Below are 13,684 nucleotides of genomic sequence, written 5' to 3'. Positions count from 1 at the left end.
TAAGGATGGGCCGAACTGATCCATCATCGCGCGATGCCATCAGTTCGATCGTCGAGGACGGCCTCGACCTCCGACTCGGTTACGACGGCGATGTCGCCGTCGATCGTCCGCTTGAGCGCCGCTGTCGCCGCGCCGTAGGCGAGTGCTCGTTCTACGCCTGCTCCTCGAACCATCCGCGAGAGGTACCCCCCGACGAATGCGTCGCCCGTGCCGATCGCGTCGCTCGTTTCGGACTCGAACGCCGGCTGTTCGAACGTGCCCTCCGGCGTTCGAGCGAGTGCCCCCTTCTCTCCACGTGTCAGTACGACCGTCTCACAACCGTACCGGTCGCGGAGGTCAGCGGCCATCTCTGCGGGCTCGCCGCTGGTATCGAGGATCGACTTTGCGTCCCGTTCGGGGGCGAAAAGCACGTCCACTAGCGGTAGAAGATCGTCGAACGCTGCCCGTGCCTCATCGACTGACCAGAGTTTGTTCCGGTAGTTGAGGTCGAAGGCGGTCCGACCGGCCAGTTCGAGGAGCCGTTCGGTCGTGTCGAAGCAGGTTGCAGACAGCGCCGCTGTGATGCCGGTCGTAAAGAATACGTCCGCGTCGGCGATCGCGTCGGTCGCGAGATCGTCTGGCGTCGCAGTCGTGACGGCCGCGTTCCCACGGTCGTAGATCACGTCCGTTCCGCGCGGTTCGCCGCCCTGTTCGAGATAGTAGGTTCCCTGTCGACCCGCTTCGCTCCAGCAGATCTGCGTGCCGACGCCGTGGCGCCGAACGTCGTTGCGGACGCGTCGACCCAGCGGCGAATCGGGGAGCTTCGATAGCCACGCGGCCTCGGTCCCGAGCCGCGACGCTGCGACGGCGACGTTGCTTTCCGCGCCCGCGGTCCGGTACTCCAGTTGGTTTGCCGTCTCGAGGCGCTCGCCAGACGGCGGTGAGAGTCGGAGCATCGTCTCGCCGAACGTGACGATCTCAGCCATCCAACCACGCGCGAGTGATACTGGTCATAGTGTGTAGAGGCGACCAGCCGAGAATAAAGCTGGGGCGTTGGCGGCAGAGCGTTCAGTCGTTCGTCGTCCAGGTCTCAAATCCATCCAGTCCGCTCACGGTTCTCTCACGTCCGTTGGCGAATACGATAGCCAGGGATGGGATTTGAACCACCGTCGATCGCTTCCTCGCTCACTTCATTCGCGAGACTGCGCTCTTCCTGATTCAAATCCCCACCGAGGCTTCTGCTCTTCACGTTCGTTCGGAGCGAGAAGCCAGGGATGGGATTTGAACCCATGGAGTCTCGATTACAAGTCGAGTGCGTGAACCGCCCACGCTCCCCTGGCGCGGTATCGACTCCGCGCTTCCCTCACCTATTGGTTTCGACTCGCTTCTCCAGGGTGAGTCGCTGCGGGCGGTAGCCACGGTCCCGGTAGAACTCGAGGACGTCATCGTCGGCGACCATCGTCTCGACCGCGATCGTGTCCGCGCCGCGATCGACCAGCCGTTGCTCGCCAGCAGCGAGCAGTGCTGAGCCGAGTCCCGCTCCGCGTGCAGTGGACTCGACGTAGACGTTTTCGACGACGCCACGAACGACGTCGCGTTCGAACCCGCCGGATTCCAGCGTGAGTGAGCAAAAGCCCACGATCCGGCCGCCCTCCTTCGCGACGAAAGCGAGGCCATCGCCGATCGCTGCCGCGAGGGTTTGCTGTGCGATCGCGCGGTTGCTCGTCGCCTCGATGTGGAGTCCGTGCTTCCTGCCGTGCTCGATGAGAGCAGCCCACTGATCGACGAGTACGTCGAGATCTGCCGCCGTGGCTTCGACAATTCGATCGTCGACGAGCGCCTCGTCGGTCGCTCCCGCGCTCTCGTCCGCTCCAGTCACACGTCGCGACACTCCGGACAGATCGACTGTCCGTTGACCACCTGTAGGTCGGCACTCAGCGTTCCACACGACTCGCAGACGCTCTGATTCGAGTACTGTTCGGAGGGATCGACCGGCTGTTCGTCGTCGGGATCCGCCGTCGCCTGTGCAGTTCCGGCGACTGCACCGGTTTGCGTCGATCGGGTGTCCTGGCTGCCGATTCGCTCGGTCCCGCCGAGTCCCTCCGGTCCGCCCACTTCGGTCGCTCCGGGCTGGGTGACGACCGTGCTCGCGGCGGCGATTACGTCCGCTTCAGTGACGACGCCGACGAGCTCCGCGTCGCCGTTCGCGACGGGAAGTCGCCCACCGTCCTCGACGGAGAGTTGGGTCAGCACGTCGGCGAGATCGCTGTCGGCGTCGATCGGATCTGGCGCGGGCCGCATCACGGATTCGACAGTCGCATCGCCAGCGATCTCGTCCGTGCCGGTGTCCAGCAGGTCGTGGGCGGCGACCTGTCCGACCGGCTCGTTGCCTCGCAGTACGAGGACGTCGTCCGTCCGTTCGTCCACCATCAGTCGTCGGACGTCGTCGACGTCGTCGCCTTCCGTGACGCCAGCGAACGTTCGCGACATCACGTCCCGGGCGGTCACTCCCTCCATGTCAACTGATACCAGATCGTCGGTCTAAAAGGTACTCCCGGCAAGTTTATCCCCCGTCTTGCCGTAGTCGCCTGATCGTTCACTGGTGGCACGTGAGAAGCAGACGTGGATGCGTTTTGCGTCGTCAGGCTCGCTTTCGTTGCGGGTTCTCACCTTTCGGATGGTACTCCCAGAATCCTCCTTCGCGCATCGCCGCGCCAACGCCCTTGTGGAAGGAGACGATGTCGTCGAAGGAATCGGCGTCGACGTACTCGAACACGTCGGCGACGGAGACGACGCGCTGGTAGTTGAGTCGAAGCGGCTCGTCCCCGTGTTCGGCGACGAACTCGTCGACGTCGAGCGGGAATCCCTCGTCCTCGTCGAGTTTCTTCGCGAGGATCGCCATCCCGTACTTTCGTCCTCCCTCGCTACCCTCCTCGCCGTCCGGGTCGTGGGGCCAGTCCATGTCTCTGGGTGGGTTCACCGACCGCAAAAGGATTGTCCTCTACGAATCGGTGCGATCGTCCCCTGTTCCTCGCGACGACCGTACGTTGCTAGTCCTGACCATCGATTGTCGGCGGACGGTCGCACGCCGCTCGGCCGCACGCAATCCGCCCCGCGTCCTTGGACACCCTTTTGAACGACCGCGCCCCACCGAGACGTATGCACGTCGTTCCGGACACGAGCGTGGTCGTCGACGGTCGCGTCTCCGAGCGGATCGCCGACGGAGCGTTCGCTGGCGCCACGATCTCTGTCCCCGAAGCCGTCGTCGCCGAACTCGAATCTCAGGCGAACGAGGGAACGGAGAGCGGGTGGGACGGCCTCTCCGAGCTGCAGCGTCTGGCCGACCTCGCCGACGACGGCGAGATCGATCTCGAGTACGTCGGCGACCGTCCCGACGCCGTGGAACGTGGCCACGCCAGTGAGGGCGAGATCGACGCCCTGATCCGTGCGCTCGCGGCGGATCTCGGTGCTACCTTCTTCACCAGCGACGTCGTTCAGTCCGAGGTCGCAGCGGCGAAAGGCGTCGACGTGGAGTACGTCTCCCCGCGCACGGAGACGATGGAGGATCTCGCGATCGAGGCGTACTTCGACGACGAGACGATGTCTGTCCACCTCCGCGCTGACACGAAGCCGATGGCCAAACGCGGCACGGTCGGTGAACTCAGTTACGAGGCGATCGACGACGCGATCCTCGACACCGAGACGGTTCGGGATATGGCCCAGCAGATCGAGAACGCGGCCAGGCAATCCGACGAGGGGTTCATCGAGCTCTCCGAGCCCGGGATGACGATCGTTCAGTACGGGGATTACCGGATCGCACTCGCCGAGCCGCCGTTTGCCGACGACGTCGAGATCACCGCGGTCAGACCGATCGCACAAACGACGCTCGAGGATTACGACCACGACGAGGAGCTCAAAGAGCGACTCCTCGAGCGCCAGCGAGGTATCCTTATCTCCGGTGCGCCGGGAGCGGGGAAGTCGACGTTCGCGCAGGCGGCCGCCGGCTTCCTCGCCGAGCACGACGTCGTCGTCAAGACGATGGAGAAACCGCGAGATCTCCAGGTCGGCCCGGAGATCACTCAGTACACCGAACTCGGCGGCGAGATGTCGAAGACGGCCGACTCGTTGCTCATGGTCCGTCCGGACTACACCGTCTACGACGAGGTCCGGAAGACCGACGACTTCGAAGTCTTCGCGGACATGCGCCTCGCGGGGGTCGGCATGATCGGCGTGGTTCACGCCACCCGCCCGATCGACGCGCTCCAGCGGCTCGTCGGCCGTGTCGAGCTCGGGATGATCCCGCAGGTCGTCGACACCGTCGTCTACATCGAGGCCGGCGAGGTTGAGACCGTCTACGACGTGCAGACCGACGTGAAGGTTCCCCACGGTCTCACCGAGGAGGACCTCGCGCGCCCGGTGATCGTCGTCTCGGACTTCGAGACCGGCGAGCCCGCCTACGAGATCTACACGTTCAACCGCCAGGTCGTCACCGTTCCGCTGGCCGACGACGAGGGAGGGCCCGGTGCTGGTCAGACCGAACAGGGCGTGGAGCGGATCGCGAAACAGGAGATCGAGCGGGAGATCCGTTCGATCGCTCGCGGACACGTCGAGGTCCAGCTCAAGGGATCCAACGACGCTATCGTCTACGTCGAGGACGACGACATCTCGACCGTGATCGGCAAGGGCGGTGGCCGGATCACCGAGGTCGAGAACCGTCTGGGCATCAGTATCGACGTCCGCACCCACGACGAGAATCCGGCAAACCGATCGGGCGCCGGCGGGAACTCCGGCGCCGCGGGTGGATCGGGCGGTGGCGCAGGGGCCGGTAGCGGTTCCGGGGCCGGTGACAGACAGGGTCAGATCGTCGAGGCCGACATCACATCACGACACGTCGTGTTACCCGTCGACGGCCACGCTGGGGAAACCGTCGAGGTGCAGGCTGGTGGCGAGTATCTCTTCACCGCGACGGTCAGCCGTGGCGGTGAGGTGCAGGTCTCCCGTGGAAGTGCAATCGCCGAGGAGCTGGAGGACGCGATCGACCGCCGCGAGCAGATCACCGTCGTTCCCTCCTGAGACGGGACGCTTCGTCGTTACGACTCGGTGCCCTCAGCAGCGGCTTGTTCCCAGTCGAAGAACTCCCGGGTTCGGATGACGAACTGCCCGAAGCCGCCGATGAACGTCGCGAACGACGCGCCAACGAACACCACCTGTCGAGTCGTGGTCACCTCGATGATCAGCGCCGTCGCCAGAATTCCGATCGCAGCGGCCGCGAGCAGTGAGAGGAAGAAGTCGCCGAACAGTCCGGCCCCGCTCCGATCGCCGAAATACCGATCGAACTCGAAGACGCCGGTGAGGTAGGTGAGGAAGACGAGACCGGCGGGGGTCGAGAGTGCGAAGCTCACGGTTTCGACGAAGGGCTGGCTGTCCGGGCTGGTCCGGGGCGTCATCATCTGGAGAAACAGCCAACCGAGCAGGAGTGCCAGCAGGCCGATCGACGCGGCGACCACCCTGGATCGTTCCATCGACCAGCAAAGGCAAGCCAGGGCGCAAAAACGTGCCGATACTGGCTACTCGGCGGAATCGAGCAGTCGCTCGGTTCGATAGAAGAAAAACGGCGAGTAACGGCGGGTTACTCCGCCGTCGCGCTGGCGTCGACGCCCTGCTCGGCGTCGGACGGCGCTTCCGCCGTGATCGAGTAGAGGTTCTGTCGGGCGTCGGCGAAGTAGATGTCCTCCTCGACGATCCCGATGTTCTCGAGGCGCTCGAGGGCGTAGCGGACCGTTCGAGCAGACAGCATCGATTCCTCGACGATCTGCTTCTGTGTCAGTGGCCCGTCGTACTCGAGCACCTTGAACACGAGTTTGGCGCTCGGCGGAAGGTCCTCCAGGCCGTCGTCGTCAGTACCTGCCATCGTTACGAATCGAAACGTCCAGACGCCATAAAGATTTGTGCCGCGGGTGGCATGGCCGGTGTTCCGCAGTTACTCACCAGTTCGCGACGACTATGACGGTCGTCCGAACGAACGACCGGGGTGCCCGATCTCGCGGGCAACGGCCAAAGCGAACCCCTTTTTGCCCGGCCTCGCAGACTGTCTGCCATGAGCGAGGAGGTTGACGAGCGTCGGGCGCATTTGCGTGCGATCTCGATCACGTCTACGACGGCCCTGGCGGGCGTGGCCGCTGCGATCGGCTCCGAGATGGTGACGTCTGGTATGTCGCCTGAGAACGCGGCCGGATCCAGTACCGCCCAGCTCGTGGTCCTCGTGGCGGTCGTCGTCCAGTTGCCCATCTACCACGTCATCTTCGACGAATGGGGCGGGGCCAAGGACGTCCTCTACGTCGCGTTTATGACCTTCATCCTGTGGTTCGTGACGTGGGGTGTCATCCTCACGTCCGGTGCGAACATCGTATAACGCTGCTACCAGCCAATGAGCGACGATTCCATCGCGGTCGTGGATCTGGACCGGTGCCAGCCCGACCGCTGCAACTACGAGTGCAAGAACTACTGCCCTCCAAATCGGACCGGCAAGGAGTGCATCACGCTGCGTGGAGAGGACGCAGAGGAGGGCGATCCCGATCAGGTCCGCATCAGCGAGGAGATCTGTCTCGGCGAGACCTGCGGTATCTGCGTGGAGAAGTGTCCCTTCGACGCGATCGAGATCGTCAACTTGCCGAGCGAGCTGGAAGACGATCCCGCCCACCGGTACGGTGAGAACGCGTTCCGCCTGTACGGTCTCCCCGCACCCGAGGACGGCAACGTCGTCGGGATTCTCGGCCCCAACGGCATCGGGAAGACGACGGCGATCAAGATGCTCGCCGGCGAGATGGTGCCCAACCTCGGCAACTACGCCCCCGCCGAGGAGCCCAGCTGGGACGAGGTGCTCGACGCGTACCGGGGCACAGAGCTCCAGGAGTACCTCTCGGCGATCCGCGACGAGGACGTCGCCGTCTCGCGGAAACCCCAGTACGTCGATCGCATCCCCGACCAGTTCGACGGCAACACGCGACAGCTCCTCGAGAGTGTCGACGAGCGCGACGAACTCGACAGCCTCGTCGATGCGCTCTCGATCGGGCCCGTCATGGACCAGGCGATCGAGGACCTCTCCGGGGGCGAACTCCAGCGCGTCGCGATCGCAGCCTGTCTGGCACGGGATGCGGACTTCTACTTCCTCGACGAAATTACACCGTACCTCGACATCGGCCAGCGAATGGCCGCTGCCCGACTGCTCCGTGAGACTCTCGAGAACGAGCCGGATCGCTCGATGCTCGTCGTCGAGCACGACCTCGCGATCCTCGACCTGCTCGCGGACACGCTCCACGTCGCCTACGGTCAGCCCGGCGCCTACGGCGTGATCACGGATCCAAAATCCGTCCGCAACGGCATCAACGAGTATCTCGCTGGCTATCTCGACAACGAGAACATGCGGATTCGACCGGAGGCGATCGAGTTCGAAGAGCACGCACCGCGGACCACCTCCCGCTCTGATACGCTCGTCGAGTATCCGGATCTCTCCGTGAGCTACGGCGAGGACGCGTTCTCACTCGACGTCGCGGGCGGTGCGATCCGCGAGAACGAGGTCCTCGGCATCGTCGGCCCCAACGGGATCGGGAAGTCCACCTACGCGCAGCTCATCGCCGGCCAGCTCGAGCCCGACGCCGGCGAACTGGACGTCGACCTCGACATCTCCTACAAACCCCAGTACATCGAGATCGACCGTCCCCAGCGCGTCGACACCTTCCTTCGGTCGATCACGGACAAGTTCGGCTCCTCCTACTGGAACACGGAGATCGCCCAGCCCCTCCAGCTCGACCGGATCATGGAACAGCAGCTCACCGACCTCTCAGGCGGTGAACGCCAGCGCGTCGCGATCGCGGCCTGCCTCTCCGAACCGGCGGATCTCTACCTGCTTGACGAGCCATCCGCGCACCTCGACGTCGAACAGCGCGTCCAGGCGACGAGCGCAATTCGTCGGTACGCCGAACAGCAGGACGCGACGGTTCTCGTCATCGACCACGACATCTACATGATCGACCTGCTCGCCGACCGGCTGCAGGTCTTCGACGGCGAGCCGGCGGTCCACGGGAAGGCGGGACGGCCACAGGGGATGCGCGAGGGGATGAACGAGTTCCTCTCGAATCTCGAGATCACGTTCCGCCGCGACGAACGCATCGGACGGCCGCGGATCAACAAGCCCGGCTCGCAGCTCGACCGGCAGCAAAAACGCGACGCCGAGTACTACTACGCGCCCGAGGACGGGAGCTAAAAACTGCCCCAGAGCTCTGGCACGCGTATCCCGTACACGTGGTCCGCTAGCTCGTCCAACTACGCCTGTCCCGATACGTCCGCTTTCACTCCTGCTGATTTTGGCTTGCTCTCAGTCAGTCGTGGACTGGACCGGCTGTCGCTCGACGGTGAGCGAAGGATCGTCGGCTCGGGTGAGATACGCAGCGAGCGAGCCGTAGAGACCGATGTCGTCGCCCAGCGCCGTCAGCCTGATCTCCGGCCTGTCGACGAACAGGTACTCGTCGAGATACCGCTCGATACCCCCGATCGTCTCCTCACCGTTGTTCAGGGCGACGCCGCCACCCAGCGTCAGCAGCCCCGGGTTGAACGCGTTACAGATGCTGGCGATCCCCACAGCGTTGTAGCGATGGATCCGCTCGAGACACGCCTCAGCGAAGGGATCGCCCTCGGACGCGCTGGTGAATACGGTCTGGCTCGTGATTGGGTTGCCCTCGGCGATCGATTCGGCGAGATCGGAGTGATCGGGGTCGGAGTCTATTTCGCCGGTGTCGAGGAGGTGTGAGACGTACTTCGGGATACCGCGACCCGAGCAGTACGCTTCCCAGGCACCCGTGACGCCGGTACTCTGCAGGCCGCCATCGGGAGCAACCGAAAAGAGCCCGAACTCGCCGGCCTGGGCGTCTTCGCCCGCGATGAGCTGCCCGTCCTCGACGACGCCACCGCCGATCCCGGTCCCGATCGTCAGGTGAACGACCGAATCGACGGTTGGGTTCGATCCGAACTGCCACTCGGCCAATACGGAGGCGTTACAGTCGTTCTCGACGCACACCGGGAGTCCGTGGCGATCGTGCACGGCGGCGCGGACTTCTAGCTCCGGTACAGTCCGGCCGCTCGGAGCGTCGAGCTTGCGGATCGTGCCGGCGTCACGGTCGACTAACCCTGGGGCCGACACGGCGACGGCGTCGAGATCCTCGGCGATCGCGCCTCGTAACTCCCCGACGGCCGACGCGATCTGGTCGTCGAGTCGATGTGGTTTCGTCGTCTCGATCGTCGGCTCCGTACAGAATTCGCCCGAAGCGGTGGCGACGGCGTAGCGGAAGTTCGTGCTTCCGACGCCAAAGACGGCCACCCTGGTCATGGGCACAGTAGCTCCCGGGTTCGGCATGTACTTTCTGGTAGCTGCCCGTGTCCCGCTCGGGGTGTCGCTCGAATCGACGGTTTCGGTTCTGATTCGAGCGGTTCCGGAATCGGACCGTCCACGATCCGTCGGTGTCGAGAGTGGGGTGGCACGTCGGCAGGGAGGAGGTCGCTCTGGAAAAGTAGTCGCTCCATCCGGCTGCTTCGGACTCCGTCCGAGGATCACAGGCGGCGCCTACGCAGTGACCTGGACTACCGGTACTGGGAGCAGACGCGTCGCACGCCCTCCTCGAAACTGATCGTGGGCTCCCAGCCGGTGGCGGCTCGCATCTTCTCGTTGTCCGCCATCGTGTCGTGTACGTAGACGCCGTCGGGAATCGGATTCTCTTCGTACACCGGCTCGACGTCGGTGCCGAGCTCCTCGTTGAGAATCTCGACGAGCTCGTCGAAGCTGTACTGCTCGCCGGTGCCGAGGTTGTAGACGCCATCGAGTTCGTGCTCGGCGGCGAGCACGAGCCCCGCGACGACGTCGTCGACGTGCGTGAAATCTCTCGTCTGCGTGCCATCGCCCCAGATTTCGGGGCGACGGCCGTTCGCGACGTCGTCGGCGAACTGTGCAATCAGGTTCGCGTACTCGCCCTTGTGGCCCTCCGCGCCCTCGGCCATCCCCTGGTAGACCGAGAAAAATCGCATCCCGGCCATCGAGAGCCCGTAGTGATTCGAGAAGTACTCCGCGTAGCGCTCGCGGGCGAGCTTCGAGGCTTCGTAGCCGGTGTTGACTTCGACCGGCATGTCCTCCGGTGATGGTTCTGTCCGATCGCCGTAGATCGAGGAGGTCGACGCGTAGACGACGGTGTCACAGCCGTCGTCGCGGGCCTGTTCGACCGTGTTGACGAACCCCTCGACGTTGACGCGAGCGCCATGCGTCGGGTTCTCTTCGTGCATCTTGTAGGAAGAGAGCGCCGCGATGTGGAACACGACGTCGACGTCCGTCGGAAGGTCGTCCTCGACCACGCTGCGCTCGACGAACTCTACGTCGTCGCTGAGGTTGTCGGGCGTCCCGAGATAACAGTCGTCGAGGGCGATGACCTCGTTGTCTGTGGCGAGATGGTTCGCGAGATTCGATCCGATGAAACCCGCCCCGCCGGTGACGAGAACGCGCTTGTCCTGCATGATCGGACAGTCCCGAGGGGGAGAGAAAAGTATTCCGAGGTTTCTGACAGTAGCGGATTCGTTCGCGGTGTTTCGATCCTCGATATAGGTGGAACGGGTGCTATCGCGGTTCCTGATCACCGCGAATTGGATAGACGACCTTCCTCGATCGAGTCTACGACCGTCTCCCCGCTGCTCCGCTGCCCTCAAGACGGTGCTGGATCGTGAGAGTGTATGGGCAAGCAGTCGATTCGGGAGTCGGTCTGGGACGAACTGGAAGCCGAGGGCATCGCTCGATTCCCGTTTCCGCCCCACGACCGCATTCCCAACTTCGCCGGCGCAACGGAAGCCGCCGAGCGGCTGGCCGATACCGAGGAGTGGACCAGCGCGGAGACGGTCAAGAGCAACCCCGATGCGCCCCAGCTTCCAGTGCGCCGGCGGGCACTCCGCGCTGGGAAGACGGTCTACGTCGCCGTCCCGCGACTCACCGACGAACAGGCGTTTCGAGCGCTGGACCCGGAGCGCATAACGGCGGGCGAGGACGGCTCGATCGACGAGGCCACGACGATCTCCGGCATCGACGAGTATGGCGAGCCGGTCGGTCCGGACGAGCTTCCACCCGTCGATTTGATCGTCTCTGGTAGCGTCGCCGTCTCCGAGTCGGGCACGCGAATCGGCAAGGGCGAGGGGTACAGCGATCTCGAGTTCGCAGTGTTGTCTGAACTGGGCGCCGTCGACGATTCGACGACAGTTGCCACGACAGTCCACGAGCGGCAGGTTCGAGAGGAGCTGCCCGATCCGGATTCTCACGACGTTCCGCTGGATCTCGTCGTCACGCCGGAGCGAACGATCCGTCCGTCGGCGTCTCCGAAGCGTCCCCGTGGAATCGACTGGCCTCTCCTGTCGGCGGATCGTATCGACGAGATTCCAGTCCTCCAGCAGCTCCGCCCCTGATCGGGGCTCAGCCGGTGCAGCTCGCAGCCTCGATCAGGCCTCGAATAGCTCCTCGTGGCGCCCGGCCAGATCAGAGTAGGTGCCAGACGCGTACCGCTCCGAAATCCCATCCACGTTGAGACTCGTCTCTTCGATCGGCGTGACCTGCGCCGGAACCCCGCGCACGAAGGAGTCTTCGGGTATCTCCCAGCCTGCTGGGACGACAGAACCGGACGCGACGACGCTCCCGGCGCCAAGCTCCACGTCGGAGTTGAGCGTCGCGTTGAACCCGACCAGTGCGCCTTCGCCGACCGTCGCGTCGTTCAATACCGCGCCGTGGCCGATCATCGCTTCCGCTGCTGCGGACGACGCGTGGAGCACTGCGCCGTCCCCGACGTGTGCGCTCTCTCCGATCTCGACCGGTCCGACGTCACCACGGAGGACCGCACACGGCCAGACGCTCGCGTTCGCAGCAATCGTGACGTCGCCGACCAGCGTCGCCTCTTTGCTGACGTGGGCATCGTCGTCGATCGTTGGCCGCGATCCCTCGAACGCGTAGCTACGGGAATCCATGTAATGTGGTACCGCGCCACTCGATATAAATGATCGGCGCCAACGTCGTGCTGTGATCTCCGCTAACGGTGATTGATCTGACTCCTGAGTATTGTGACCGCTGACCGCGGAGTGAGCTATACAGCGAACCGGCTGAATTCCGGGAGATCAAAGATCTCCCGACGTCGCGGCTTACGCCGCGACAGCCCCCTCCCGCTCGACCTACCACGGCTCGCTGTGCTCCTCAGTCGCTCCGCTCCTTGCGGTGCTTGCGTCGCCGGGGCAGGATCGAGCGGTCGGCCCCTTCCAGTCCCACCCGGTGGATCTGGGAATGGTCTTCGCCCCGGTGGATCGTCCAGCGAGCGTACACCAGCGAGCGGGAGTGGGCTTCCGTGGCTGCCTGTTGTTCAGGTGCTTCCCACGCTCCAATCCTCATTCCCTAGTAGTTGACTAGATCCCGGAGAACCCCTGCAATCTAGCGCTAATCTGCTGCCGTTCCGTCGGGCATGGGGCCGTCGTAGCCCTCCGGAACGTAGGAACAGAGCGGATCGGCGGCGAACGGATCGCCTGTCGTCGCGAACGCCCGCGAGCGGCTGCCGCCACAGACGTGTTTGAACTCGCAGGCACCGCATTTTCCCGTGAGCTCCGAGCGATCCCGCAGTCGCTCGAAGAGGTCGGCGTCCCGGTAGACGTCGACGATGGACTCCTCGGGGACGGTGCCCGCGGATTCGGGGAGGAACCCGGAGGGATAGACCTCACCGGTGTGAGAGACGAAGGCGAAGCCGTCACCGGCGACGATACCGCCTCGGCGGTCGGGGCCGCTTCGCTGCTCGGAATTCCCTCGCCCCTCTGGACCGCCACCGGTGCTCGCTGCCCTATTTCCAGAATCATCCGCTGTTGCTCGATTCTGCTGCATCGCGACGCGTCGATAGTGCGGCGCTTCGGTCGTTTTGACGCCGAACCGTTCCTCGCTTGCAACGTCGTGGAGCCACTCCATGACCGACTCCGCTCGCTCGGGTGAGACGGGATCAAGCATCGCCCCGCGGCCGACTGGAACGAGGAAGAAGACGCTCCAGAGTGCCGCACCGAGATCGGCGACCAGTTCACGAACTGCGGGGAGCTGGTCGACGGTCCGCGCGCTGACGGTGGTGTTGACCTGAAGCGGCACGCCCGCGTCGCGAGCATGGGCTGCTGCTTCCAGCGTCGCAGCGAAGCTGCCCTCCTCGCCACGGAACGCATCGTGTTCCAGTGCGAATCCGCCGTCGATGCTCAGAGCGATGCGACGGACGCCGGCGTCGGCGAGATCGTCGACGACGTCACGTGTGAGCGACGCCGTGCCGCTCGGCGTCACCGTCATCGAGAGACCGATGTCGGTCCCGTACTCGACGAACTCGACGAGGTCGGGCCGTGCAGCCGGGTCACCCCCGGAGAGGACGACGAGCTGGTTCTCGCCGAAGCTCCGCGCCTGGTCGAGGAGCCGTTTGCCCTCGGCGGTGGTCAGCTCGTCTGGGTGGCGCTCGGGCTGGGCCTCCGCACGACAGTGATCGCAGGCCAGCTCGCAGGCTTGCGTGAGCTCCCAGATCAACACGAACGGTCGCCGGTCAGTGTCGACGGCTGTGGGGCGCATGGCAGAGGGCGCGGCGGAATCGCCGCGCATTGCCTGCTTCGGAGCTATCGAAAAAGAGCC

At 64.6% G+C, this 13,684-nt stretch carries 15 protein-coding genes and 1 tRNA gene; 4 read left to right on the top strand and 12 right to left on the bottom strand.

Going from position 1 to position 13,684, the window contains the following annotated elements; all coding sequences use genetic code 11:
• Positions 1 to 23 precede the first annotated feature (23 nt).
• The 5 genes from kdgK1 to MXF70_RS12800 form a co-directional block, all read right to left on the bottom strand.
• Positions 24 to 965 carry a bifunctional 2-dehydro-3-deoxygluconokinase/2-dehydro-3-deoxygalactonokinase gene (kdgK1, locus tag MXF70_RS12820; protein ID WP_248516028.1) on the bottom strand — a complete coding sequence of 314 codons (942 nt, stop codon included), beginning with the start codon at positions 963 to 965 and terminating at the stop codon, positions 24 to 26.
• Positions 966 to 1,245: 280 nt separating this feature from the next.
• A tRNA-Thr gene (locus tag MXF70_RS12815) sits at positions 1,246 to 1,319 on the bottom strand.
• Between the two features lie 23 nt (positions 1,320 to 1,342).
• Positions 1,343 to 1,858, bottom strand: coding sequence for a GNAT family N-acetyltransferase (locus MXF70_RS12810; protein ID WP_248516026.1), 516 nt, complete (start codon positions 1,856 to 1,858; stop codon positions 1,343 to 1,345).
• The gene (locus MXF70_RS12805) at positions 1,855 to 2,496 is read right to left on the bottom strand and encodes a CBS domain-containing protein (RefSeq protein WP_248516025.1); all 642 of its coding nucleotides are present in this window, start codon (positions 2,494 to 2,496) and stop codon (positions 1,855 to 1,857) included. Before MXF70_RS12805 ends, MXF70_RS12810 begins: the two co-directional genes overlap by 4 nt.
• 124 nt (positions 2,497 to 2,620) lie before the next feature.
• Positions 2,621 to 2,941: a DUF5785 family protein gene (locus tag MXF70_RS12800; protein WP_248516024.1), complete on the bottom strand. Its 321-nt coding sequence runs from the start codon at positions 2,939 to 2,941 to the stop codon at positions 2,621 to 2,623.
• A gap of 197 nt (positions 2,942 to 3,138) precedes the next feature.
• Between MXF70_RS12800 and MXF70_RS12795 the strand changes: the two genes are divergently transcribed.
• A complete protein-coding gene (locus tag MXF70_RS12795) occupies positions 3,139 to 5,052 on the top strand; it encodes a PINc/VapC family ATPase (RefSeq protein WP_248516022.1) in 1,914 nt (637 codons plus the stop codon).
• A 17-nt stretch (positions 5,053 to 5,069) separates the two neighbouring features.
• On the opposite strand, the gene MXF70_RS12790 is transcribed toward MXF70_RS12795, so the two are convergent.
• Both MXF70_RS12790 and MXF70_RS12785 read right to left on the bottom strand, forming a co-directional pair.
• Positions 5,070 to 5,501, bottom strand: a complete 432-nt coding sequence (locus tag MXF70_RS12790) for a hypothetical protein (RefSeq protein ID WP_248516021.1) — start codon at positions 5,499 to 5,501, stop codon at positions 5,070 to 5,072.
• Positions 5,502 to 5,608: 107 nt separating this feature from the next.
• On the bottom strand, positions 5,609 to 5,890 hold the full coding sequence (locus MXF70_RS12785) for a helix-turn-helix transcriptional regulator (RefSeq protein ID WP_020447658.1): 282 nt from the start codon (positions 5,888 to 5,890) through the stop codon (positions 5,609 to 5,611).
• 186 nt (positions 5,891 to 6,076) lie between these two features.
• Between MXF70_RS12785 and MXF70_RS12780 the strand changes: the two genes are divergently transcribed.
• Both MXF70_RS12780 and MXF70_RS12775 read left to right on the top strand, forming a co-directional pair.
• On the top strand, positions 6,077 to 6,391 hold the full coding sequence (locus MXF70_RS12780; protein ID WP_248516020.1) for an EMC6-like membrane protein: 315 nt from the start codon (positions 6,077 to 6,079) through the stop codon (positions 6,389 to 6,391).
• Between the two features lie 15 nt (positions 6,392 to 6,406).
• A complete protein-coding gene (locus tag MXF70_RS12775) occupies positions 6,407 to 8,242 on the top strand; it encodes a ribosome biogenesis/translation initiation ATPase RLI (RefSeq protein WP_248516019.1) in 1,836 nt (611 codons plus the stop codon).
• Positions 8,243 to 8,353: 111 nt separating this feature from the next.
• Here MXF70_RS12775 and MXF70_RS12770 read toward each other — a convergent pair whose 3' ends face one another.
• A complete protein-coding gene (locus MXF70_RS12770; protein ID WP_248516017.1) occupies positions 8,354 to 9,361 on the bottom strand; it encodes an ROK family protein in 1,008 nt (335 codons plus the stop codon).
• 251 nt (positions 9,362 to 9,612) lie between these two features.
• Entirely contained in the window at positions 9,613 to 10,533 is a 921-nt protein-coding gene (locus MXF70_RS12765; RefSeq protein WP_248516016.1) for an NAD-dependent epimerase/dehydratase family protein, read from the bottom strand.
• A gap of 213 nt (positions 10,534 to 10,746) precedes the next feature.
• Between MXF70_RS12765 and MXF70_RS12760 the strand changes: the two genes are divergently transcribed.
• Positions 10,747 to 11,466, top strand: a complete 720-nt coding sequence (locus tag MXF70_RS12760; RefSeq protein WP_248516015.1) for a 5-formyltetrahydrofolate cyclo-ligase — start codon at positions 10,747 to 10,749, stop codon at positions 11,464 to 11,466.
• A 33-nt stretch (positions 11,467 to 11,499) separates the two neighbouring features.
• Here the strand turns inward: MXF70_RS12760 and MXF70_RS12755 are convergent, their stop codons facing one another.
• The 3 genes from MXF70_RS12755 to MXF70_RS12745 form a co-directional block, all read right to left on the bottom strand.
• Positions 11,500 to 12,018 carry a gamma carbonic anhydrase family protein gene (locus MXF70_RS12755; RefSeq protein WP_248516014.1) on the bottom strand — a complete coding sequence of 173 codons (519 nt, stop codon included), beginning with the start codon at positions 12,016 to 12,018 and terminating at the stop codon, positions 11,500 to 11,502.
• Between the two features lie 223 nt (positions 12,019 to 12,241).
• Positions 12,242 to 12,433 carry a hypothetical protein gene (locus tag MXF70_RS12750; RefSeq protein ID WP_248516013.1) on the bottom strand — a complete coding sequence of 64 codons (192 nt, stop codon included), beginning with the start codon at positions 12,431 to 12,433 and terminating at the stop codon, positions 12,242 to 12,244.
• A 45-nt stretch (positions 12,434 to 12,478) separates the two neighbouring features.
• Entirely contained in the window at positions 12,479 to 13,624 is a 1,146-nt protein-coding gene (locus MXF70_RS12745; RefSeq protein WP_248516011.1) for a TIGR04053 family radical SAM/SPASM domain-containing protein, read from the bottom strand.
• Positions 13,625 to 13,684: the final 60 nt, after the last annotated feature.

The sequence above is a fragment of the Salinarchaeum laminariae genome, from assembly GCF_023204835.1.
Lineage (GTDB): Archaea > Halobacteriota > Halobacteria > Halobacteriales > Salinarchaeaceae > Salinarchaeum > Salinarchaeum laminariae.
Note: the sequence above shows the minus strand (reverse complement) of the source record. Positions and strands in the feature narration are given on the sequence as shown.

What these genes read in the sequence shown, in the direction of transcription:
- MXF70_RS12780 (WP_248516020.1), top strand. Translation starts at nt 6,077, where the DNA reads ATGAGCGAGGAGGTTGACGAGCGTCGGGCGCATTTGCGTGCGATCTCG.
- MXF70_RS12800 (WP_248516024.1), bottom strand. Translation starts at nt 2,941, where the DNA reads ATGGACTGGCCCCACGACCCGGACGGCGAGGAGGGTAGCGAGGGAGGA.
- MXF70_RS12760 (WP_248516015.1), top strand. Translation starts at nt 10,747, where the DNA reads ATGGGCAAGCAGTCGATTCGGGAGTCGGTCTGGGACGAACTGGAAGCC.
- MXF70_RS12770 (WP_248516017.1), bottom strand. Translation starts at nt 9,361, where the DNA reads ATGACCAGGGTGGCCGTCTTTGGCGTCGGAAGCACGAACTTCCGCTAC.
- MXF70_RS12790 (WP_248516021.1), bottom strand. Translation starts at nt 5,501, where the DNA reads ATGGAACGATCCAGGGTGGTCGCCGCGTCGATCGGCCTGCTGGCACTC.
- MXF70_RS12805 (WP_248516025.1), bottom strand. Translation starts at nt 2,496, where the DNA reads ATGGAGGGAGTGACCGCCCGGGACGTGATGTCGCGAACGTTCGCTGGC.
- MXF70_RS12795 (WP_248516022.1), top strand. Translation starts at nt 3,139, where the DNA reads ATGCACGTCGTTCCGGACACGAGCGTGGTCGTCGACGGTCGCGTCTCC.
- MXF70_RS12775 (WP_248516019.1), top strand. Translation starts at nt 6,407, where the DNA reads ATGAGCGACGATTCCATCGCGGTCGTGGATCTGGACCGGTGCCAGCCC.
- MXF70_RS12785 (WP_020447658.1), bottom strand. Translation starts at nt 5,890, where the DNA reads ATGGCAGGTACTGACGACGACGGCCTGGAGGACCTTCCGCCGAGCGCC.
- kdgK1 (WP_248516028.1), bottom strand. Translation starts at nt 965, where the DNA reads ATGGCTGAGATCGTCACGTTCGGCGAGACGATGCTCCGACTCTCACCG.
- MXF70_RS12765 (WP_248516016.1), bottom strand. Translation starts at nt 10,533, where the DNA reads ATGCAGGACAAGCGCGTTCTCGTCACCGGCGGGGCGGGTTTCATCGGA.
- MXF70_RS12745 (WP_248516011.1), bottom strand. Translation starts at nt 13,624, where the DNA reads ATGCGCCCCACAGCCGTCGACACTGACCGGCGACCGTTCGTGTTGATC.
- MXF70_RS12750 (WP_248516013.1), bottom strand. Translation starts at nt 12,433, where the DNA reads ATGAGGATTGGAGCGTGGGAAGCACCTGAACAACAGGCAGCCACGGAA.
- MXF70_RS12755 (WP_248516014.1), bottom strand. Translation starts at nt 12,018, where the DNA reads ATGGATTCCCGTAGCTACGCGTTCGAGGGATCGCGGCCAACGATCGAC.